Source organism: Streptomyces fulvorobeus (assembly GCF_013167895.1).
Classification (GTDB): Bacteria; Actinomycetota; Actinomycetes; order Streptomycetales; family Streptomycetaceae; genus Streptomyces; species Streptomyces fulvorobeus.
In genome coordinates, this window is sequence record NZ_BLWC01000001.1 from 5,842,353 (window position 1) to 5,862,148 (window position 19,796).

Below are 19,796 nucleotides of genomic sequence, written 5' to 3' on the forward strand. Positions count from 1 at the left end.
CTTGAAAGTCGCGTGAGACATTTTCGCTCTACCCCCACATAACTAAGGCGTAAGGGAGAACGAAGCAGCAACGAGGGTGGAGGCCACATGGCCGGAGTGGACACAATCAAGCGCGGTGGAAGCCGCTTTTACGTGGACCCGGACGACGGGCGGATCAAGGTTCCTGGCGTGACCGGCATCGTTGGCATGGCCCCGAAGGACTTCCTGACGTACTGGAACGCCAAGCTCGTTGCAGAGACGGCAGTCGAGCACCGTGACACGGTGCTCAAGCTGGCGGAGAAGGATCCTGCCGGCGCCGTGGACTACCTGAAGGGTGCACCGCGACGATACACGAAGGTCGCGAGTGACTTGGGGTCGGCCGCTCACGACATGTTCGAGCGTCAGGCCCGCGGAGACACCATCAATCCTCGCCACATCCACGCGGACATCAAGCCTCACGTCAGGTGGTTCGACGAGTTTCTCCAGCAGATCCAGCCGGAGTTCCTCCACCTGGAGGAGACGGTCTGGTCTGACGCTCATCAGTACGCCGGCTCGTTCGACGCCATCGCCCGCATTGAGGGCGAAGTCGTGATGATCGACTGGAAGACCTCCAAGGCCGTATACGACTCGGTAGCGCTCCAGCTGGCGGCCTACCGCTACGCCGATCGCATCATCCTCGCGGAGACCAGAGAGTCCATCCCCCTGCCGGCGATGACTGGCGGCGCCGTTCTCCACGTCCGGCCGGAGGGTTGGGCGCTGCACCCGATGACGTGCGACGAGGAGGTTTTCGCAGCCTTCCTCCACCTTCGCGGTGTCTTCGACTGGGAGCGCGAGGGGAAGAAGGGCGTGGTTGGCCGGCCGATCGCCAAGGGCGGAGAGGTCGCCACGGGCACGCAGAGGCGGGCAGCATGACGGCGCGTGGAGCGGGGCCGCTGAAGTGGAAGACATGTGGCGGTTACACGCCGGAGGGGGTGCGCAGTAGATCGAACGTCGGACCCACTATTCCGACGTTCGCCGTCGTAGACATGCTGGACGCCATCGACGAGGCGCACATCAAGCGTCTCAACGAAGAGAACGAGCGTGGAGGCGAAGCCAGAGAAGTGGTTGCCAGCGTCGCTCGCACTCTGGACGTCGTGCTGGGTGACACCGGAATCGGTCAGTCGATGTGGGATCCAGCGAACATGCGGCGAGTGGTGTGCGCCGCGGAAGCGCTGCGGAACGATCTGGCGAAGGCGAACGAATCGGTTGACGAGGTTTGCGAGAAGTACCTAACGCTCGTGGAGGAGCGCGACGAGCTGCGAGCGAAGCACGACACCACGTGTGATCTCCTGCGCCACGAGTACGAACGCGCCAACGCCGCCATCGAGCGCGAGGAGACCGCAGACGAGGCCGCCGCAGAGATCGGGCAGTACGCCCGGCAGCTGGAGCGGGAGCGCGACAACTACAAGCGGGCGTACGAGGCGAAGCCGGCTCGGATGGTCGTGAACCATCCGCCGATTCAAGCGCAGAACCGACCTGACGCCGCACTTTGGCCGCTCCTGACCGGGACGCGGAAAGTAGTCGATGACGTCGACGACCTGAAGGCCACCATCGTCAGCCAGGCGCGGGAGATTGCGCGACTCAAGGGGGAGAGCGCATGACTGAGTTCAGCACACGGGGCATGACAGCCGCACAGTTCCGTAAGGCATCGGCTGAGGCCGCGCAGCGAGCGAAGTTCGTGGCTGCCTTCACCGGCTGCGTCGTCATCCTGGCGACGCTCCCTATTCAGGGGTGGGTGACCATGCTCGTCATGGGCGCGATCCACGGCGCTTACCCCGCGGTCGCTGCGATCGGCTATGGAACGTCGGTCCTGTTCGTCCTGGGGGCGAACCTTCTCGTCGGCTTCACGCGGCGGCTGTTCCGCAAGTAGCGCTAGGCACACACGGGGGCGTCCACACCGGGCGCCTCCGCTTCGGCATGGGATGAGGAGAGAGCATGTACCCGGAAGAGATCCTGAGCGAGTCTGACGACGACGGCACGATGCCGGAGAACGTCGCCACCCTGCGGGAGGCCGTGGTTGGTCACCGCATCGTGAGTGCCGAACGAGAGGAAACCCTCGCTCGATGGGGTGGCATCACTGACGCCCTTGTTATCACGCTGGACAACGGCAAGCGCGTCGAGCTACAGGACACCGACGACTGCTGTGCGGTCACGGAGCTGGCCAGCTTCCTCCTCCACCCGGAGCGCGTCGACCACATCATCACTGGTGTGGGCACCACCGATGGGTACGACACGTGGCACATCTTCGCGGACATGGGCGATGTGCTGGAGCTGTCCGTGGGATGGAGCTGCGGTAACCCCTTCTACTACGGCTACGGGTTCGATATCACCGTGAAGGAGCTGGAGGCCGCCGCGTGAAGCGCTACCTCGTCTGGGCAGTCCTGATCACCCTCATCTTCTCCATGCTCCTTCTGACCGCTTGCGACACGGACGAGTCGCAGCAGCAGACCGGCGTGGAGGTCGAGTTCGGCAATCCCAAGCACCGCAAGGCACCGACGTACAAGGCACCGAAGTACAAGGCCCCCTCGACATCTGGGAGACGACGTTGAGCGACGACCCGACCCGTAGTCCTGACTGGTGTCACATGCATGGCTGCCGCCGGTCCGCCTGCCCGCAGCACTAGCCGCGCAAGTCGACTGACGCAAGTCCCTCAGCCCCCGGTTGCTTCGGCGCCGGGGGCTTTCGGCGTGTAACCACACAGAGGAGGCACCGTGAAGCACACACAGGCCATCCACACGGCCGACGGCTCCACCGTCACCATCACGCGCCGCGGGATTGAGTTCGATCTCGAAACGAAGAGCGCCCGCGGAGAGACGATCTCCACCGTCGTCATGAACTCCGACGACGTGCGCGCGCTCCTGGAAGACGTGGACGTCGACATCAACGGCAGCGCGTACGACGAGGGCTACCGGGACGGCTACGACGCGGAAAGGGATGAGGCATGAGCGCGGTTCTGGAGCAGCTACGCGGGATCATCGGCTCCGGCTTTCCGGGGCTTGCTGAGCACATCTTGGCCCGGCATGCCCACGAGCTGGCGGAGCAAATCCGCAACTCCGGCCGACTCCGCGACATCACTGACGACCACATGAGCGACTGCAACGCAGCCGCGGACGAGATTGACCCGGAGGCGACGTCATGACCGCACGAGACGAGTTGCTCCAAGAGGTCATCTTCGGCCTGGAGTCCGGTGACTTCGTGTACGGCGGCGACGTGGAGGTGGACGCGAACGAGCTCGTCGACGCTTTCGCTCACGAGCTGTCGGAGCAGATCCGCGCATGGGAGTGCGGAGCGCAAACACTCCTACCGCTGGAGCGCGGAGCCGCGAAAGGCGCGGCAAACCTGATTGACCCGGAGGCGACGTCATGACCGCACGAGAGCAGATCGTCGGTCTCATCGGAGGCCAGAACTTCGATGGAGGGCTGCGCCAGATCGCCGAACGTGTGGCGGACAGAATCCTCGCACTCCACGCTCACGAGCTGGCGGAGCAGATCCGGCAGGCGCCGTTTAGCGAGCATCTGCTTCAGGGGCATCAGCAGTGCGCCGCCGCAAGCATCATCGATCTGGAGGCGACACCATGACCCCGACATACCGCGATCGGGACAGCGACGTGTGGATGTACGACGCCGACACTAACGGCTATTACACCGACGACATGTACACCGTTCTGCCGATCGAAGAGGTTCGAGAACTGCACGGCCCCCTGGAAGTGCGAGCGGGCGGTTCACGCAAGTGGGTCCGGGAGGCGGAGACGGAGACGCTGGAGCAGCTGCTTCGTCGTGTCATCCGTGAAGAGCTGGACCGGCGCGTGGGGAAGGTGCACGGGTGAGCACGATCGACGCCGGCGAACCATCGCCAGAACTGGACGACGCGGAAGCGCAGATGCGGCGCCTGGACCTCTTTCGCAGGGCTCACGCTGCCGTGAGCGACCTGACATGGGGCGAGAACGTCAGCGTTTACGACGTGCTCCAGGTGGCGCGGTTTCTTGAGGAGAAGGAGGAGAACTGATGGCACAGATCAAATCCACAGGCACCGTCGACATCGAGCTGACGTTCGCGGAGCTGGAACTCGTCCGACGCGCGTTGGGCCTCGTGAATAACTACGGCCCGGTTGACGACATGGACCCCGCCCGTGCACTTCTGGCCGATCTGGAGGCAACGTCATGAGCATGGCCCAACTCGTAGCAGCTGGCGCCCCGGAGCTGCCGGAAGGCTACTTCTATCGCGTGCGGGAGACGTCGATCTCCAACCTGATGGTGGAGATCCGGCAGCAGAGGGGCCGTTGGAGGTCGAAGCTTGTGACCGAACGCTACGTACTCCACGGGCTGAAGGAAACGGCAGAGCAGTCCGTTGTGCTGGCCTGCACCCGTGCCTTCGAGCAGTGGCAGGGAGCCGCCGCAGAGCGAGCGGCGTACAAGGCCGCCACGCCATTCGTCGGAGACCACGACCCGCGGGGAGGCCGCTGACATGGTGACGCTCGCTGACGCCATCGCCGCACAGTTCAAGCGCGATCATCCCAACGGGAAGGGCACACTTCTCTGCGTCGGCCTCTGCCGGCGGCGGAAGGATCGGGAAGACTTCCGCGAACTCCCGACTCACGGACGAGCAGCCGAATGCATTCGCTGCGAGACTTTCCCCGGACCCGCGGGCCGCTCGCTCTGGCAACTCACGCAGGACGCTCGCGGGCACTGGGAGTTGGAGCAGTCGCGCGAGAAGCTCCGGACGTATCAGCGGTACGCGCAGTGGCTCCGGCTGCAACGGCTGCTGGCCACGGCCCCTCGCACGGCTGACCTCATACGAGCCCAGGAGCAGCCCTACGTGGACGCCATAGAGGCATCCATGAGGAAGTGGTCACCGGCATGGTACGGGGCGCTCAGCGAGGCACTCACGCCCACTCAGGAGGACTCATGAACGACACCATCGCGCGCATTGTCTTCGAGGAGTGGGCGGCACAGTTCGTCCGCCCGGAAGGCTCTATGCCCCGACGAACGGACTTCCTGCGCACCGCCTTCCCGCACACCTACGCGCCAGCCGTCCCCGTGACGCTCCGCGGTCCGAAGTGGGGGACGAGGTGATCCGCATCGACATTCGTCCGCGCTTCGTTCTGGACTACACCGTGGGTCTCTACGGCGGAAGCGTGGAGGTCGTGACGCGAGACATCGGCGCTACGATCGGGACAGAGATCCTGGACGCGAACGGCGGCAGACTCTGCGCCTACCGGCCGGGCACGCGGTACTCCGACCGGGCGAAGGAGATCGCAGAGGATCACCTTCGCGAAGCGCTGGGAATGCTCGTCGGCGGAGGCTCACTGCCGCCGGTCCAGACGCTCCTGCCCGAAGCCCTCGCTACCGCTCTTCGCACAGCTGTCTCTGGTGAGCAGCAGTGGGTTCCGGGCGAGGAGGACTCATGGTAATCACCCCGCTCCCGGGCGACTTCGCCTTGACCCGCATCGGCGGGGTCACCGGCCGGTTCGTGGGCGCCGGCCAGGCGCTCATAGGCGACGCTGCACCGGTACAGCACGCGTTCGTGTACGTCGGGTTTGACATGGTCGTGCAGGCCATGCCCGGTGGGGCGGAGTGCATCCCACTGGAGGAAGCCAGCCAGGTCTTGGAGTGGTCGACTGGTCAACTTCCCGATCAGGTGACATGGGCGCAGCGGAAGGCCGTCGTGGAGACAGCTCACGCTCTCGTCGGCACCCCGTACAGCTACCTGGACTACGTCTCGCTTGGCCTGGCGCACTTCCGTGTCCGGCCGGCGTGGGTGACGGAGTACGTCGCGTCGACGGGGCACATGATCTGTTCCCAGCTCGTGGACGAGGTCTACCTTCGTGCTGGCGTGCATCTCTTCGACGACGGGCGGTTGCCGGGGGACGTCACGCCGGGAGATCTCTGGAAGTTGCTCAGCCGAAAGCGTGTGACATCGACGGACCGAGACTTGAGGAGGCTGGCCAATGGGTGAGCGATGTGGGACCACACCGACCGTCGAAGAGCTGGAGGTTGGGCATGAACACAGCCGAGCCGAACGCACCGAGTGCTATTACCAGGTGTGGGACGCCCGCGAGATGGTGGAACGCATCGTTGACCTGGAGGACGAGCTAGGCGCGGACGTCGACGGCATCTGCACCGGAATGCACGCCGACGTGGCGGAGGCTCACTGCGAGATCGAGCGTCTGACCGGACTGCTTGCGGCCAGGGTGGCGGACAGTACCGCAGCGTGGACCGCCGTCCGATCGATTCAGCTTATGAATGAGGCCGGCCGGCAGCGCGACCGTTACCGCTCTGCCTGGGTCTCTGCCCGCCGGCGTGCCGCGGACGAGGCCAACTACGGCATGGAGGCGCTGGAGCTGAAGGACGCGGAGATCCATCGGCTGAAGGTGGAGCTGGAGCGCACCCGTCACACGTCGCACTAGTCGACTGACGCGGCGGAAAAACTCTGAAAGTCGAGTGAGACATTCTCGCCCTACCCCCACATAACTAAGGCAGAGGGGAACAACGCTCCCCGCTCATCACGCAGCCTACGAAAGGCACTCACGCATGGCCAACAATCTCGTCTCCATCTTCCAGACCGACCCGGACGCCAAGCCCCGCCCCAAGGCGAACTTCAGCAACGACTACGTGGGCCGGTTCCGCTCCGGCCGGCTCGTCGGGAAGCAGCCGGAGAGCCTGAACGAATGGCGGGTGACCACCGGTGACCCGGAGGTGGCCGACGTCATTTCGCAGCTCATGGGCGGTGTGGCTGAGGACTGGGACACCGACAAGGAGGACAACCTCCAGGTGCTCACCGACTCCGCATCGGTGGAGATCATCATCGAGTCCTCCGATGCCATCGACGCCTCGATGAAGCTGTTCGGATTCAGCGGCCTCACACATCACTGCGACGGCGTCAAGTTCCTGAGTGACGACGACCCGACCCTCGTCGGTGAGCGGTGCGACTGCCCTCCGATGCTGGAGGACCGCAAGGCCCGCGCGAAGAGCGGCAAGGGTCCGAAGCCTTCGATCGACGTCACGTTCAAGCTGGCGGAGGCGCCGGAGCTGGGCAAGTTCCGTTTCAACTCCGGCGGTTGGTCGCTCGTCAACGTCCTGCACGAGGTGATCGAGTCCATCGACACCGTGGGCGGACGAGTCGACGGTGAGGGCGGCCTCGTCATCAACCCGGGCCGTCCGGTGCGAGCCACACTGACGATCGAGCACGTCAGCTACACCACGAAGGCCGGCCGCGACGTCGCGTACAACCGTCCGGTAATTGACGTTCTGGGCGTCTACGAGGCCGAGCAGCCGGCGGACCTGGCGAAGGCCGCCTGACGGTGGGAGGTGTCAGCTTCGCTCCTGTGCCGGACTTTCCGCGGTACACGGTGTGCAGTGACGGCACGTTGTACGGCTGGAAGTACGCCAGGCCGTTGAAGCCGAAGCGCGATGCTGGGGGTTACCTTCAAGTCGACTTGGCGGATAGGGGGCGACGTCGGTCCGTTCGGATGCACACAATCGTGCTTGAGGCGTTTGTGGGGGTTCGTCCAGACGGCAGAGAGGCCGCCCACCTGGACGGCAACCCTACGAACAACGACGTCTCCAACCTGGCATGGGTTACCCACGCGGAGAACATTGCGCACCGAGCAGCACACGGCACTAAGGTTCGAGGTGAACGGTTCTGGAGTGCTCGACTGACGTCCGACAAGGTGCGTGAGCTACGGCGCCGGCACACGGCGGGTGAGAGCGCACAGAGCATGGCCGACGAGTTCGGCGTGAGCCGTCACTCAGCTTGGAAGGCCGCGACTGGTCGATCTTGGAAGCACGTGCAGTGATACGCAACGCAGCCCCCTCCGAATTGAGGTCGGAGGGGGCTGCGTGGTCACGAGCATACACACGAAGAGGAGAGAGCATGAGCAAGGCAGCACTGACCGATTTCACCGGAGCCGAGATCTACCCCGGCCGGCTGATTACCTTCTCAACCCGCCGCGGGAACCGTGTCCGTGTCACTGAGGCCATCGTTTTGGAGACCCTGACCGACCGCTCCTCCGGCCGGGTGGTCCCGAAGCTGCGGGTCCGTCCGACCGGGCGTGAGTCAGGCATCTCCGCCCGCAAGACGACTGACATCCGCACCATCGGCGCCGAACACGTCGTTGTCATTAGCGACGCCCCGACCGCCTGACCACTCGCACATCCTGGCCCCCGCACATCGAGGACGCGGGGGCTTTCGCTTGGCATTGACGGAGGAGAGAGCATGACGGAGTTCAAGGTTGGCGACAAGGTGCGGCATACATGGCTGGAGGCCGTGGAGGTCACGTACGGGCCGTACACAGACATGCGAGGGCAGACGCGGTACATGGTCCGTGTGGCGAGCGGCGGAGAGCAGCCCACGACGCCGGAGATGATGGTGGCTACTCCTGCCTTTTCCGTGGGCGACAAGGCGCGTCGCAACGGCCACACGGTGGAGATCCTCGCCGGCCCCGTGGAGGGTGCGGTCACCGGGGCGGAGATCTACCTCTTCAAGTATCTCGACGGACCGGACGTCGGTAAGGGTGGCGGCCGGAACGCTTCGGAGTTCGAAGCGCTTCCGACGACGACCTACACCTCTCCCGCTGGCATCACGTACGACCTGGCCGGAGAGTACACCGACCGGCTCGGATACACGTGGTCCTTCACCGGGCGCCACAGCCCTGATGGCACACCGTGCGTAACGGCATACGGGAACGCCAACAACACCGACACCATCGACGGAATCGAAGACAGCTTCGGCCCGCTCTGCAAGGTGACCGCCAAGCCGGCCGACGGCTTCGAGTACGAAGGCGTCGTCTACGAGTACGACGCGGAGTACACCGACTGCGACGGTGACAACTGGACTTTCTACAGGTCCACCCGGACAGGGGGCGCACCCCTGAGCACCTACAGCTCCTACCGGTCCAGAGAAACCCTCCAGTACGTCGTCGACAACTACGGCCCTCTGACCAAGTAACCCTCTCGCCCCCTGTGCCCTCGTGGTCAGGGGGCTGAGTGCGTAGGAGAGAGGATGCCAAACATGGCTGACATTGAATATCACGCCCGCGCAATCGAGGCCGCCATCTGGGCGGCGCGAGAAGACGGCTTCGAGCTGTGCGACGACGACGGACGGATCATCTGGCGCGGGGAGCTGTGGGAGATCCGAGAGGGTCAGACCACCGACGACTTCCGAACCATTCGATTCCCCACCGAGAGCCTTGACGAAGCTCAGAACTAGTAACGAGGAGAACTCATGGCATCGGCACAGTACGAGACCCGCACGCGCACTGTGGAGGAGACGATCGTCGTTCTCCGGCTGACGGAGGACGAGGCGGACGAGCTGCGTGATGAGATCAGTAGCGCCGCTGGAACTGGACGGCTGTGCAGTGTTCACCGAGCCCTGTCGAAGCCCGCACCGTCGGAGGCTAAGGCGCCGTCCGACACGTTCGAATACAACGGCGTAACGTACGAGATGGGCGCCGTGTATCAGGACGCCGATGGTGATCACTTCGATTTCAAGGCGGAGCTGAGTGGTCCGGGCATGAGCGGTATGGCGAACGACCGCACGCCGATCGGACGGTTCCGTGGAGGCTATGCGGACGGCGAGCCGAACGACTGGGGTTGGACTCTCGGAGAGGTCGTCGACAACCACGGCCCCCTCACCAAGGTCTCCGCGTGACCGTCATCCACACCATCGACGACGTCAACGCTCCCGCTCTCGGAGACATCCGGGCAGCCGGCGGGGAGGCCGTGATCCGTGTCCGCAAGAGCGCGACGGAGCGCAAGGACTTCGCGAAGTACTGGGAGGCCGTCGGAGTCGCGTTCTCGCGCGGCGCCGTGGTCCAGGTCGTGAACCGGGAGGAGAACTGATGGCTACCAACGGCGCGCTGAACGACATGGAGCAGTGGCGCTCCGTCGTGGAGTACCAGACGAGGAAGGTCAACCCCGCGTATCACTGGCGCGACAACCGTGACGTTCCTGCGTATCTAGACGAGTGGAGCGAAGAGAGCGGCTACGACGTTCGGGGTCCCTATCAGTCGGCAGAGAATGCCCGTCGACAGGCGAGCCGGGATGCTGTAAGCCGTGGCAAGTCGTACAACGGCGACGGCTACGGGCGGCCCCGCATCATGCTGTACCGCATTGTCCGCACCTACATCGAGCGCGCCTCGCTGGCATGGGAGCCGTTCGACGAGCGCGACCCGGAGACGAAGAAGTGGAGCGGCGCGTGATCCACGACCCAACTCTCCAGATCGTCCGTGCTGAACCCGACGAAGAGCCGGTCGTCTTCAACTGGCCGCGGAGCATCTACGCCGCCTGGCCGTGGTTGACGGAAGAGTTCATGAGAGAGGTGGAGAGCGGATGAGCTACATCAATGTGCACAAGATCAACACCGTGGCGGAGAACGGGGAGCGGGAGCAAACCCACGTGCCGCCGATCCACGAGGGCAACGAGGTGGCCAGTTCTCGCGAAGGTGAAGAACTGTCGATGGCCGCTCAGATCATCGAACTTGTTGACGACCTGGACAACGGCGAGGCACTGGTCATCACCGTCAACATCTTCTAGGGGGCAGCGTGAGCGACAGACAGTTCAAAGACTGCGACGGCGACACCTGGACGGAGTACGAGCCTGGAAAGGTGCGGCTGACTGCGCGGGCAGACGGGTCGGACATGTATCTCGGATGCACGGACAGTCTTGCCGACGTTCAGGGCGAGTCCGGGCCGCTCACCGAGATTCGCCCCGACGTTGACGTCCGCGCGCTTCTGGCCGGCGTGCTTAATGACATGGCGGACGGGGCACGAGAGGCATTCATGGAGACCGACGACGTATCGGAAGAGCGCGTCTACGGCAAGGTGGCGTACATCTTCGATCGCAAGGCGCGGGAGCTGCGGGAGCTGCGGGAGCTGCGGGAGGAGAGCGCATGAGCCCCGATGGAGTCACCGGCACAGCCATTCCCGACACGTACCTAGCCCTCCCCGTTCCACTCGCGCTGGACGGCGAATGGAACGAACGTACCGGCTACTGGTTCCGCCGTGGCGTCGAGGAGGCGATGGCTGCGTGGGAGGTGAAGGAGCGAGTCCTCCGGATCACCATCGCCGATGAGATCTACGACCTTCGGACTGAGATGCGTGCGTGCGATGGGACGTGGCCTGAGGAGTACAGCACGCGAGAAGTCAGCAGCGTGCTAAGTGAAGCGGCCAACGTGGCGGTGGAAGGAAGGTCGGATGGCCAACGCCTCGAAAGCTAAGGGCACCGCGTGGGAGTCCGCTCTCGTCGACTACCTCCGCACCAACCACAACCCCGGCGCTCGACGGAACGCGCAGATGGGCCGGCTCGACATCGGTGACATCGACGGTTACTACCTCCACGCGACGGAGGCGAAGGCCGAGAAGACCATCACACTCTCCGACTACATCCGCCAGGCGAACCGGGAGGCCGTCCACGCCGGCCAGCCCTTCGGTTGCGCGATCGTCAAACGGCGCATGAAGGGAACCGCGGACGGCTACGTGGTGCGCGATGTGGCAACGGACGTGCGGCTGATGAACCGGATACAGGAGATGGAGGGGGCGTTGCAAGACGTCGCCTTCGACCGCTGGTACGCACTCGACAAGCAGCATAGGGGGACAGCGTGAAGAAGGCCGTCATCGAGTTCTCCGGGTACCTCACCGTCTATCCCGACGGCGACGAGTACGAGGGAGAAGGTATGACCCTTGAACAGGCCCGCGGGTGGGTTTCCCATGCCATGGCGCGGGGCGACAAGCACGCCGGCAACTATCTGACATCGGCCGGCGCGGACAGTCTGACGTTTGAGGATTACGACCCGGACGAGTAGCCCGCGTCAGTCGACTCACGCAAGTGCCTAGCCCCCAGTGACTCCGGTCCTGGGGGCTTTTGGCGTAGCGAGACCGCCCACCACGAGAGGAGAGCCGTGCGACTGACTGAAATCCTGGGGCGCCTGCGCGGAGTCGAAGAGGATCATGACGGTTACCTGGCGCTGTGCCCTGCGCACGAGGACCGAAATCATCCATCGCTCAAGCTCACGCTGAAGGCTGACGGGATGCTTCTCATGGTGTGCCGTACAGGATGTGAGTTGAAGAGCATCCGGGAGAAGCTGGACCTGTCAGCGGCGGACCTCTTCAACGTCGACGGCCAGGGCGTCAAGACCATCAGCGCGAAGGCGCCGGAATCCATCGGCCCCGGCGAGATCGCCGGCCTGCGGATGTTCGTCGACGAGACGTCGGCCGCCCTGGCGACGTCGGAGGAGGCGACAAAGTACCTGGCCGACCGCTTTGGGCTCACGGTGGAACAGGCGGAAGACCTGGGCGTCGGGTACGCGGCGCCGGGGGATCGCTCTCAGCCTTGGCTCACGCGGGGATTCACCCGGTATCCGCGGGTGACGGTCCCACTCGCCGGATTCGACGGCGTGGTCCGTGGTCTACAGGGTCGTGACATCTCGAAGAAGTGCCCCGCCCGATGGGTGTCCCTGGCCAACCCCGAGGGCCGCACGTGGGCGAAGTGGGGCTTTCTCTCCGCCGGCACGGGCTACGACACGATCCTCATCACTGAGGGACCGGGCGACGGTCTGACGTCCGTAGGTGTCGGCTATGACGCGCTTCTCATCCGAGGCACCGGTACCGCGCGGAACCCCTCCCTCGTGGCCGAACTAGTGACGCACCTTCGTGGCCGTGACGTCGTCCTGGCCTTCGACCCTGACGACGCGGGAGCACGCGGTATTGGCGCACTGGCTACCGCCCTCATCGCGGACGGCAGTGCTCCGCGGCAGCTCCCGTTCCCCAACCCGAAGGAAGACCTGACCGCCTGGCGCGAGAGGACGCCGGAGACGTTCCCCGCAGAGCTTCACACCGCAGTCCGTTCCGCTCCTGTCGTCGAACTGGAGCAGCCAAAGACACCTGCACCGCCGGAGAAGGAGGTCGACATGTCCGACGCTGACGCCGCACTGGAACTGATGGATCTCTCCGCCCGGCAGATGTTCGACAACACCGACGTCGGCATTGCGGTCATGCTGCGCGACTTCATCGCCCGCGGAGGTGGGGGAGTCCGCTACGCCAAGGGTCTCGGCTTCCTCTGCTGGGATGGCAAGGTGTGGGCGCCAGGAGGCGACAAGGTTCGCGAGTCGCTGCACCTCCTAGGCGCCGAACTGATCGCATCGGGCGACGACTCGAAGCGCCGGCTGGCACTGAAGGCGCTCACGAACCGCAGCATCGACGCCGTCATGAAAGAGCTGCCGAGTGTTCCGGGTGTTCCGGTGAAAGCATCCGACTTCGACGCCCGCCACGATCTGCTCTCCGTCGCGAACGGAACGGTCGACCTCCGTACCGGCAAGCTTCACCCGCACACTCCGTCGGACATGATTACCAAGCGCCTCGATGTCGCGTACCGGCCTGACGCCCCCGCCACGCGATGGATGCGGTTCCTGTCGGAGGTGTTCCCGGGGCATCCGGAAATGCCGGCTTTCATGTGCCGGCTCGTCGGCTACGGGATCACCGGATCGACGTCTGAACATTGCTTCGCGTTTCTCCACGGGCAGGGCAGCAACGGGAAGAGTGCGTTTCTCGATGCGCTGATCTACGTCTTCACGGGCGTCACGCAGGCCACGCAGTTCTCCACCTTCGAGAAGTCCGTGTCCGTGGGTCAGGCGTCACCGGAGCTGGCTTCCCTCCGCGGTTCGCGCCTCGTAACGGCGTCGGAGACGGAAAAATACTCTCGTCTGGCGGAGGCCCTCGTGAAGCAGTTGACGGGCGGGGACCCGATCACCTGCCGGTTCCTGAACCAGAACCCGTTCACGTACGTCCCCAGCTTCCTTCTCCTCGTCGCCGGAAACTTCAAGCCGGCAATCCTGAGCCAGGACGAGGGGACGTGGCGACGGGTCAAGCTGATCCCCTTCGACGCCACGTTCTCCTACGCGCTGGGCAACAAGGACACGACGCTCCCCATGCAGCTCCGCGGAGAGGCTGAGGGGATCCTCGCGTGGGCCGTGGCCGGCGCTGTGGAGTGGTACGCACAAGGGCTCGGAGAGCCGTCATCCGTCGCCACAGCCACGCAGGACTACCGGGAGAGCGAGGACCGCCTCGCGGAGTTCCTGAGCGCCTGCACGGTCCGTGAGGAGGCTGCGCGAGTGGCTCCCATGGCTATCCGTCGCGTCTACGCGGAGTGGGCGGAGGACGCCGGGCTTGACCGGAAGGAGCGGCTGTCTGGTTGGGCCCTCGCGGTGGAGTTGGAGAGCCGCGGATTCAAGAAGGACAAGCGGCGGAGCGCGTGGGGATTCAACGGAATCCGCCTCATGACGGACACCGAGAAGGAAAGCGCTAGTCGACTAGCGCAGAACATCGACGAGGCGCCCGGTGCCGGGCCGACTGACATCTTCGGACAGCAGAAGGAGGCGGACGCAGCATGATCAACCACACCTTCCCGGTACTCGGCCAGCAGATCCCCGTTCGCGTCCCCCAGACGGTGGAGGACTTCCGAGAGTTCCAGAGCTACATCATCGGCCGCGCGAACGCTGGGGAGCGGGTCGCGTACGACACGGAGACGACCGGGCTCGACACGTTCTCGGCCGGCTTCCGCATCCGTACCACGCAGTTCGGAACTCCCGACGAAGCGTGGGTCCTCCAGGTGGAGAAGGGCTCCGACCTCCAACGGCTGGCCTCGTGGGCGCTGCGGACTCTGCCGGAGTTGTCCATGCAGAACCGCAACTTCGACATGCTCGGCAGCGACAGGCACTTGCCCGGCATCACGCTGGAGGAGCTGGCACCGAAGACGCTGGACACATACATCTACAGCCATCTGTCTGACCCTCGTCGACGCGATCAGGGCGGCGTGGGCAACGGCCTGAAAGACGCCTCGGCCCACTACGTCGACCCATCCGCTCCGGACACCCAAGGTGGGCTGATCGAAGAGTTCCACAAGATCGGCTACACCAAGGACACCGGTTGGCCGCACATCGATATCGATAACCCGCTGTACCTCTCGTACGCCGGCGGGGACGTGATCCTGACGTCCCGACTCCTTCCCAAGGTGCAGCAGCGCGTACGGGATCTGGGGATCAACCCGAACCTCCCGGCCTTCGAGCACGCCGTGGGATACGTCTGTGCGCTCATCGAGCGTCGCGGCATGCGGATCAACCGCGAGTACACGACGCGGCTCTCTGCGGAGCTGGCTGACGAGGCCGCGCGGTGGTCCGCGGAAGCAGCGAAGTATGGCGTCGCCAACATCAACTCCACCCGCCAGGTGTCGGAAGCGCTCCTCGGCATGGGCGAGCACATCCCGGAGCGCACGGACGGAGGGGCGGTCCAGGTCAACGGGGCTGTGCTCAAGCGCCTGGCCGACGTCGACAAGCAGTGGGACCCGATCGAGTCGCGCACGCCCAACCCGCTCGCGATGGCAATCCTTCGCAGCAAGCGTGCCGGCAAGTGGAAGATGTCGTACGCGGACGCGATGCTCCGGACCGCGGACGAGAACGACAGGGTGCACCCGAAGATCGGCGCATTGGCGGCCAGGACGGCGCGCATGTCGATCAGCGACCCGCCCTTTCAGCAGCTCCCTTCGGGGCTCTGGACCATTCGGCATTGCGTCGTGTCCGACCCGGGGCATCGCATGATCTCCGTCGACTACAAGTCCGTGGAGCCGCGCGTGATGGCGGCCCTGTCGGGCGACGAGAAGATGACGGCCGCGATCCTCCGTGGGGACGACCTGCACAACCTGACGGCTGCGAGCGTCTACGGGCCGGACTTCACGCCGGGGCAGCGAAAGGTGGCCAAGGTTGTGCAGCTTGGGGTGGCCTACGGGGGAGGGGCGAAGACGATCGCCGCTCAGACCGGCCTCTCCCTGACGGCTGCACAGGCAGCTGTGAAGGGCTACAAGCGGACGTACCCGCGGCTGGCGCGCTATATCCGAGCCCTTCAGGGCCAGGTCATCCGCGACGGCTACACGCTCCGAACTCCCTCCGGCCGGCGCCTCGTCTTCGACCGGGACGCCGCATACGCCTCGTTCAACGGGGAGATCCAGAGCACCGCGCGCGACATCTTCGCGCAGGGTCTCTTGGAGATCGACGCGCGAGGGCTTACTCCTCATGTGCTGCTCCCAGTCCATGACGAGATCGTCGCAGACGCCACTGACAATGACGCTGTAGACGTGGCCCGAGAGATCGGAGAGGCGATGACGATGTCTCTCCGGGGCATCCCGCTGGGGACGGACCCCGACGTGGGCGGTCACTCGTGGGGCTCGCTCTACATGAAAAAGGCTTCGACGATGATCGACAATGACGCGTGGTATGCGGCCAATCCTGTCGCCGCCCATGCCGCTGAACTGGCCAGAAAATGACGGCTCGTCGGCTGCCCGCGCCAACCCTGCGGCGCCTGACCGAAGTTGGTCGGAATCGATCATCATTGGCCGCCCCGTCCGCCACGAGACTGGCTACTCGATCACATCCCATTTCACCCCCTATGAGAGCTCCGGACCCCCACGAGGCCCTTCCCGTCGTGACGTTCTGCGACGGTGGGAGGAGTTGGAGTGGTGGGCCTGCTCCTACTGTGACGCCCCGTTCGGCCCGATGGTTGTAGCCGAAGCGGATCACGTAACTCCACTAGCCAAGGGGGGCGCTCACGAGTGGTCGAACCTCACGCCGGCGTGCAGAGAGTGCAACCGCCTGAAGTCTGATCGGGACATGTCGGAATGGCTGGCAATTCTGACTGGTCAGACGGATACGGAGCGCGAGGTTACGGTTACGCGCTGACGTTCCGAGATCTGCTCGGCATGTGCACAGCTCCCACACAGTCTGCACACGGTAACAAATTCGTAACATAGTCCAGGTATGGACTGCCTTATGTTGCGCGACATAACCGCAGGTCGGATGGGTCGCGCAACATAAGTACGACTAACTCTGCGTGCATGAAGGACCGACATACCCCGGCGAACCGCCCATAAGAACCCCTGAACATCAGCCGCTTGGCAATTGCCCGTGGAGGGTCAGTGACCTACAGTCCCAATCACATCGCAGACGGACAGCATTTGACGCACCTGATGGACACGCTTGAGCGTGACCTGATCGAGCTACGTCAGTTGTCGGCCATTTGCGGTGATGCAGTGACCATGCCGGGACGACGTCCCGAGGTGGACGCGGACGGAACCGGACGGGCGGCATCGTCTGATCCGGGCCGTCCGACTGAGAGCATCGCTCTGGACAGCGCCCGTGAGGCGCTACGGGATCAACTGGAAATCGGCATCTCGTACGCAACATACGCAATTGCGTACGTACGGGGTGCCACAGCATCTATGGACCGCGCGCTCTCCCGCTGGGAAGGGGAGGACGCCGAGGACCGTATCGCGGGGGAGTGCCATGGACGTATTGACGGGACCGAGGTCCACTCCGGAGCAGATGGGCGACCTGATGGAGTTGTCCGGGATGCTTGGCATCCCACTCCTGACGTCGTGTGAGCGCGATCTGATCTCTGTCACCACGCTCTATCGCGTGGCCGGCTGGGAGTTCTGCCCCTGTCGGCCGCTGACGTCCTGATCGCAGCGACGTACCGGCTGACGATCAAAGATCTCTAACCCGCGCTAGTCGACTGACGCGACCTTCCCCGCCTGCCGACAGGTGGGGGTCTCGCGCCGGACGAACGCATCTTGATTCAAGACGCATCATGTGACGCAGGCCACAAAAATAGCGTGAGACATTTTCGCTCTACCCCCACATAACTAAGGCACACCGAGCCACTAGGAGCCCCGCATGACCACTCCCGCATCCGTCACCGCAGAGCAGATCCAGGCCGCACAGGACGGCGACGCTGACGCCATGTGGCAGATCGTCAGCGCCTACGAGCCGATACTGAAGAGCGTCATCCGCTCCGTGGCGCCGGCTGCGAACCAGGAGGATGCGGAGGATCTGCTCCAGGAGGCCCGGGTCGTTCTGATCCAGCACATCCGCGAGTACCGCACGGAAGCCAGCTCCGCTCAGCTTCACTCCTTCGCCTTCCGCGCTGTGCGACGTGCGGTGGCGGAGGAGTGGCTCCGATCGACGACGTCGTTGTCAGTCGATCCATCCGCAGCCCTTACGGTGAAGCGAGTTCTGTGGGAGGAAGAGGGCGACGTTGATCGCGCTTTCACCACCGTATCGGCTGACGCTGACCCACGTCGACGGATGTCGCGTGAAGCATTTGTGAGTGTGTGTGAAGCACTCGCGAGCCCCATTCGCCTCGATACCCCGCAGGAGAACGTAAGGGGCGCGGTTCCCGAGGACGGCAACATGACGATGGCCGACCGAATTCCCGACACTCTGTCGTCCTTCACCGACTCCACCGAGCGGCGCGACCTGGCCCGTTACCTCCTCAACGAGATCCCCCAGCGTCGCGCCTACGCACTGAAGGCGTACTACGGGATCAACATGCAGGCATTGACCGACGCGGAGGTCAGTACGGACATGCAGGTAACTGCGAAGGCCGTGCGAGACCTTCGCAGCAAGGGCCTTGAGTCGGCCCGCGAAGTCGCCGTGCGGGACAGCCTCCGCGTGGCTGCGTAAGTCACTGACGTATCGACCGAAGGAGAGCACATCCCATGAACCGCATCCCGTCCCTTGATGACTACGACCTCCAGTGCGTGCGACCGGAGGAGGCCGCCCTCTGGGGCGGAGACGTCCTCCTGGCCGTCGAAGAGCGCGCAGACGGAGACCTGATGGACGGCACCCCGTTCACCGAATGAGCCGCGCTAGTCGACTAGCGCGATTCCCGCACACGGCAGAGGAGAGAGCATGAGCGAGCACACGATCACATGCACAAGCGGCGTGAGCGACACGCTGACGGCACAGAGCAGCATTGGCAACGATGTTGCCTTCTACAGCCGCCAAGGTGGCGTATCGAAGATCAGCGTCTACGCGGCTCCGTCCGATGCCCGCACCTTCGCCCGCGGCATCCTGGCACTGTGCGACGAGGCTGACGGGGGAGAGGTGAAGGAGGATCCGGCTGCCACGGTCGAAGGGCCCACCGTCCGTGGCATCAAGGTGGGCGACAAGGTGCGCGTCCTCGTTGACGATGCGGAGTACGCCCGCGTCAGTCGGGGCGACATTCTCTGCGTCACTCATGTCGGCGGGAATCTGATCGTTGCTGACGAAGCAAACACGGAGGGGGAAGGCTGGTATTTCCGCAACGCGAAGAGCCTGGAGAAGGTCGTCGACGAGCCGGAGCCGCTTGTCGAGTGGGAGCGTGACCTCCTGACGCCGCCCGCAGTCGTCCGCCCGCAGATCGGCGACCGGGTGCGCGTGATCCAGGGCGACCCTCACGCGTCCGGCGACGACTTCGCCGGACGCGTCGGAAAGCTCATCGCCGACGACGGAGCGCACGACAGGATTCCCTTCCTGGTCAGGTTCGGGCCCGGAGAGCACGGGGACGTTGACGGACAGTGGTACTGCGCGAAGGTGGAGATCGTCGACGAATCGACCCCCGAAGCCCCGCCGGCCGAAGCGCTGACCTTCACCACTCGCGCCGCCATCGACCGCGAGACCTTCGTAGCCCGTGCGAAGTCACTCCTGGCCGGCACCGACCACACCGGGGCAGACGTCATCGCAATGGCCGCCTTCCTGGCTGGCGGTGGCGCATGAACGACAGGTTCCTGACTTTCAACCCGCGCCGCAACAGCGCGTGGAGCAGCAACAACCAGGAGCGCCACGTCCGCACTGCGCTGGCGACGGGCCGGCGGTGGGGCGTGAAGGTTCTGGTGTGGGAGAGCGTCGACGGCGACTGGCGTCTGATCGAAGACCCGGACACCCACTTCGAGGAGTAGCCCGCGTCAGTCGACTAGCGCA

At 64.6% G+C, this 19,796-nt stretch carries 40 protein-coding genes; all 40 read left to right on the forward strand.

Annotated elements, in window-relative coordinates; translation table 11 throughout:
• Positions 1-87 precede the first annotated feature (87 nt).
• The 40 genes from Sfulv_RS26345 to Sfulv_RS26535 all read left to right on the forward strand — a co-directional run bounded on the left by Sfulv_RS26345 (position 88) and on the right by Sfulv_RS26535 (position 19,774).
• Complete coding sequence (locus Sfulv_RS26345; RefSeq protein ID WP_173316952.1) at positions 88-891, forward strand: PD-(D/E)XK nuclease family protein; 804 nt, start codon at positions 88-90, stop codon at positions 889-891.
• Positions 892-1,004: 113 nt separating this feature from the next.
• Positions 1,005-1,619: a hypothetical protein gene (locus tag Sfulv_RS26350; RefSeq protein ID WP_173316953.1), complete on the forward strand. Its 615-nt coding sequence runs from the start codon at positions 1,005-1,007 to the stop codon at positions 1,617-1,619.
• Positions 1,616-1,888 (forward strand): hypothetical protein, encoded by a 273-nt coding sequence (locus Sfulv_RS26355; RefSeq protein WP_173316954.1) that lies wholly within the window; start codon positions 1,616-1,618, stop codon positions 1,886-1,888. The genes Sfulv_RS26350 and Sfulv_RS26355 overlap by 4 nt, the downstream gene beginning before the upstream one ends.
• Before the next feature lie 65 nt (positions 1,889-1,953).
• Positions 1,954-2,376, forward strand: coding sequence for a DUF7448 domain-containing protein (locus tag Sfulv_RS26360; protein ID WP_173316955.1), 423 nt, complete (start codon positions 1,954-1,956; stop codon positions 2,374-2,376).
• A complete protein-coding gene (locus Sfulv_RS26365) occupies positions 2,373-2,567 on the forward strand; it encodes a hypothetical protein (protein WP_173316956.1) in 195 nt (64 codons plus the stop codon). Before Sfulv_RS26360 ends, Sfulv_RS26365 begins: the two co-directional genes overlap by 4 nt.
• A 162-nt stretch (positions 2,568-2,729) precedes the next feature.
• A complete protein-coding gene (locus Sfulv_RS26370) occupies positions 2,730-2,963 on the forward strand; it encodes a hypothetical protein (RefSeq protein ID WP_173316957.1) in 234 nt (77 codons plus the stop codon).
• Positions 2,960-3,157 (forward strand): hypothetical protein, encoded by a 198-nt coding sequence (locus Sfulv_RS26375; protein ID WP_173316958.1) that lies wholly within the window; start codon positions 2,960-2,962, stop codon positions 3,155-3,157. Before Sfulv_RS26370 ends, Sfulv_RS26375 begins: the two co-directional genes overlap by 4 nt.
• Entirely contained in the window at positions 3,154-3,384 is a 231-nt protein-coding gene (locus Sfulv_RS26380; protein WP_173316959.1) for a hypothetical protein, read from the forward strand. The genes Sfulv_RS26375 and Sfulv_RS26380 overlap by 4 nt, the downstream gene beginning before the upstream one ends.
• On the forward strand, positions 3,381-3,596 hold the full coding sequence (locus Sfulv_RS26385) for a hypothetical protein (RefSeq protein WP_173316960.1): 216 nt from the start codon (positions 3,381-3,383) through the stop codon (positions 3,594-3,596). Before Sfulv_RS26380 ends, Sfulv_RS26385 begins: the two co-directional genes overlap by 4 nt.
• Positions 3,593-3,844, forward strand: coding sequence for a hypothetical protein (locus Sfulv_RS26390; protein ID WP_173316961.1), 252 nt, complete (start codon positions 3,593-3,595; stop codon positions 3,842-3,844). The genes Sfulv_RS26385 and Sfulv_RS26390 overlap by 4 nt, the downstream gene beginning before the upstream one ends.
• On the forward strand, positions 3,841-4,023 hold the full coding sequence (locus Sfulv_RS26395) for a hypothetical protein (RefSeq protein WP_173316962.1): 183 nt from the start codon (positions 3,841-3,843) through the stop codon (positions 4,021-4,023). The genes Sfulv_RS26390 and Sfulv_RS26395 overlap by 4 nt, the downstream gene beginning before the upstream one ends.
• Positions 4,023-4,181, forward strand: a complete 159-nt coding sequence (locus Sfulv_RS26400) for a hypothetical protein (RefSeq protein ID WP_173316963.1) — start codon at positions 4,023-4,025, stop codon at positions 4,179-4,181. Before Sfulv_RS26395 ends, Sfulv_RS26400 begins: the two co-directional genes overlap by 1 nt.
• A 2-nt stretch (positions 4,182-4,183) precedes the next feature.
• Positions 4,184-4,480: a hypothetical protein gene (locus Sfulv_RS26405; protein ID WP_179764322.1), complete on the forward strand. Its 297-nt coding sequence runs from the start codon at positions 4,184-4,186 to the stop codon at positions 4,478-4,480.
• A 1-nt stretch (position 4,481) separates the two neighbouring features.
• Positions 4,482-4,925 (forward strand): hypothetical protein, encoded by a 444-nt coding sequence (locus tag Sfulv_RS26410; RefSeq protein ID WP_173316965.1) that lies wholly within the window; start codon positions 4,482-4,484, stop codon positions 4,923-4,925.
• Positions 4,922-5,089, forward strand: a complete 168-nt coding sequence (locus Sfulv_RS26415) for a hypothetical protein (protein ID WP_173316966.1) — start codon at positions 4,922-4,924, stop codon at positions 5,087-5,089. The genes Sfulv_RS26410 and Sfulv_RS26415 overlap by 4 nt, the downstream gene beginning before the upstream one ends.
• The gene (locus Sfulv_RS26420; RefSeq protein WP_173316967.1) at positions 5,086-5,427 is read left to right on the forward strand and encodes a hypothetical protein; all 342 of its coding nucleotides are present in this window, start codon (positions 5,086-5,088) and stop codon (positions 5,425-5,427) included. The genes Sfulv_RS26415 and Sfulv_RS26420 overlap by 4 nt, the downstream gene beginning before the upstream one ends.
• Positions 5,421-5,972: a C40 family peptidase gene (locus tag Sfulv_RS26425; RefSeq protein WP_173316968.1), complete on the forward strand. Its 552-nt coding sequence runs from the start codon at positions 5,421-5,423 to the stop codon at positions 5,970-5,972. Before Sfulv_RS26420 ends, Sfulv_RS26425 begins: the two co-directional genes overlap by 7 nt.
• Positions 5,965-6,423 carry a hypothetical protein gene (locus Sfulv_RS26430; RefSeq protein WP_173316969.1) on the forward strand — a complete coding sequence of 153 codons (459 nt, stop codon included), beginning with the start codon at positions 5,965-5,967 and terminating at the stop codon, positions 6,421-6,423. The genes Sfulv_RS26425 and Sfulv_RS26430 overlap by 8 nt, the downstream gene beginning before the upstream one ends.
• Positions 6,424-6,547: 124 nt before the next feature.
• Positions 6,548-7,315 (forward strand): recombination directionality factor, encoded by a 768-nt coding sequence (locus tag Sfulv_RS26435; protein ID WP_173316970.1) that lies wholly within the window; start codon positions 6,548-6,550, stop codon positions 7,313-7,315.
• A 170-nt stretch (positions 7,316-7,485) separates the two neighbouring features.
• Positions 7,486-7,812, forward strand: a complete 327-nt coding sequence (locus tag Sfulv_RS31595; RefSeq protein ID WP_371874734.1) for an HNH endonuclease — start codon at positions 7,486-7,488, stop codon at positions 7,810-7,812.
• Positions 7,813-7,889: 77 nt separating this feature from the next.
• Entirely contained in the window at positions 7,890-8,159 is a 270-nt protein-coding gene (locus Sfulv_RS26445; protein WP_173316972.1) for a hypothetical protein, read from the forward strand.
• A 72-nt stretch (positions 8,160-8,231) separates the two neighbouring features.
• Complete coding sequence (locus Sfulv_RS26450) at positions 8,232-8,963, forward strand: phiSA1p31-related protein (RefSeq protein ID WP_173316973.1); 732 nt, start codon at positions 8,232-8,234, stop codon at positions 8,961-8,963.
• A 63-nt stretch (positions 8,964-9,026) separates the two neighbouring features.
• A complete protein-coding gene (locus tag Sfulv_RS26455; RefSeq protein WP_173316974.1) occupies positions 9,027-9,224 on the forward strand; it encodes a hypothetical protein in 198 nt (65 codons plus the stop codon).
• 15 nt (positions 9,225-9,239) lie between these two features.
• Positions 9,240-9,665 (forward strand): phiSA1p31-related protein, encoded by a 426-nt coding sequence (locus Sfulv_RS26460; RefSeq protein WP_173316975.1) that lies wholly within the window; start codon positions 9,240-9,242, stop codon positions 9,663-9,665.
• Positions 9,662-9,856 (forward strand): hypothetical protein, encoded by a 195-nt coding sequence (locus tag Sfulv_RS26465; RefSeq protein WP_173316976.1) that lies wholly within the window; start codon positions 9,662-9,664, stop codon positions 9,854-9,856. Before Sfulv_RS26460 ends, Sfulv_RS26465 begins: the two co-directional genes overlap by 4 nt.
• On the forward strand, positions 9,856-10,215 hold the full coding sequence (locus tag Sfulv_RS26470; RefSeq protein ID WP_173316977.1) for a hypothetical protein: 360 nt from the start codon (positions 9,856-9,858) through the stop codon (positions 10,213-10,215). The genes Sfulv_RS26465 and Sfulv_RS26470 overlap by 1 nt, the downstream gene beginning before the upstream one ends.
• Positions 10,212-10,349 carry a hypothetical protein gene (locus tag Sfulv_RS26475; protein ID WP_173310107.1) on the forward strand — a complete coding sequence of 46 codons (138 nt, stop codon included), beginning with the start codon at positions 10,212-10,214 and terminating at the stop codon, positions 10,347-10,349. Before Sfulv_RS26470 ends, Sfulv_RS26475 begins: the two co-directional genes overlap by 4 nt.
• Positions 10,346-10,549, forward strand: coding sequence for a hypothetical protein (locus Sfulv_RS26480; protein ID WP_173316978.1), 204 nt, complete (start codon positions 10,346-10,348; stop codon positions 10,547-10,549). Before Sfulv_RS26475 ends, Sfulv_RS26480 begins: the two co-directional genes overlap by 4 nt.
• A gap of 8 nt (positions 10,550-10,557) precedes the next feature.
• On the forward strand, positions 10,558-10,908 hold the full coding sequence (locus tag Sfulv_RS26485; protein ID WP_173316979.1) for a hypothetical protein: 351 nt from the start codon (positions 10,558-10,560) through the stop codon (positions 10,906-10,908).
• A complete protein-coding gene (locus Sfulv_RS26490) occupies positions 10,905-11,231 on the forward strand; it encodes a hypothetical protein (protein ID WP_173316980.1) in 327 nt (108 codons plus the stop codon). The genes Sfulv_RS26485 and Sfulv_RS26490 overlap by 4 nt, the downstream gene beginning before the upstream one ends.
• Entirely contained in the window at positions 11,209-11,616 is a 408-nt protein-coding gene (locus Sfulv_RS26495; RefSeq protein WP_173316981.1) for a hypothetical protein, read from the forward strand. Before Sfulv_RS26490 ends, Sfulv_RS26495 begins: the two co-directional genes overlap by 23 nt.
• A complete protein-coding gene (locus Sfulv_RS26500; RefSeq protein ID WP_173316982.1) occupies positions 11,613-11,816 on the forward strand; it encodes a hypothetical protein in 204 nt (67 codons plus the stop codon). The genes Sfulv_RS26495 and Sfulv_RS26500 overlap by 4 nt, the downstream gene beginning before the upstream one ends.
• A 96-nt stretch (positions 11,817-11,912) precedes the next feature.
• A complete protein-coding gene (locus Sfulv_RS26505; RefSeq protein WP_173316983.1) occupies positions 11,913-14,399 on the forward strand; it encodes a phage/plasmid primase, P4 family in 2,487 nt (828 codons plus the stop codon).
• Positions 14,396-16,324, forward strand: coding sequence for a DNA polymerase (locus tag Sfulv_RS26510; protein WP_173316984.1), 1,929 nt, complete (start codon positions 14,396-14,398; stop codon positions 16,322-16,324). The genes Sfulv_RS26505 and Sfulv_RS26510 overlap by 4 nt, the downstream gene beginning before the upstream one ends.
• Positions 16,299-16,736, forward strand: a complete 438-nt coding sequence (locus Sfulv_RS31600) for an HNH endonuclease (protein WP_371874705.1) — start codon at positions 16,299-16,301, stop codon at positions 16,734-16,736. Before Sfulv_RS26510 ends, Sfulv_RS31600 begins: the two co-directional genes overlap by 26 nt.
• A 287-nt stretch (positions 16,737-17,023) precedes the next feature.
• Positions 17,024-17,437 (forward strand): DUF7169 domain-containing protein, encoded by a 414-nt coding sequence (locus Sfulv_RS31735; protein WP_425576933.1) that lies wholly within the window; start codon positions 17,024-17,026, stop codon positions 17,435-17,437.
• A gap of 292 nt (positions 17,438-17,729) precedes the next feature.
• Entirely contained in the window at positions 17,730-18,518 is a 789-nt protein-coding gene (locus Sfulv_RS26520) for a sigma-70 family RNA polymerase sigma factor (protein ID WP_173316986.1), read from the forward strand.
• A 35-nt stretch (positions 18,519-18,553) separates the two neighbouring features.
• Positions 18,554-18,697: a hypothetical protein gene (locus Sfulv_RS26525; RefSeq protein WP_173316987.1), complete on the forward strand. Its 144-nt coding sequence runs from the start codon at positions 18,554-18,556 to the stop codon at positions 18,695-18,697.
• A gap of 49 nt (positions 18,698-18,746) precedes the next feature.
• The gene (locus tag Sfulv_RS26530; RefSeq protein ID WP_173316988.1) at positions 18,747-19,592 is read left to right on the forward strand and encodes a KOW domain-containing RNA-binding protein; all 846 of its coding nucleotides are present in this window, start codon (positions 18,747-18,749) and stop codon (positions 19,590-19,592) included.
• Entirely contained in the window at positions 19,589-19,774 is a 186-nt protein-coding gene (locus tag Sfulv_RS26535; RefSeq protein WP_173316989.1) for a hypothetical protein, read from the forward strand. Before Sfulv_RS26530 ends, Sfulv_RS26535 begins: the two co-directional genes overlap by 4 nt.
• The last annotated feature ends 22 nt before the right edge of the window (positions 19,775-19,796 follow it).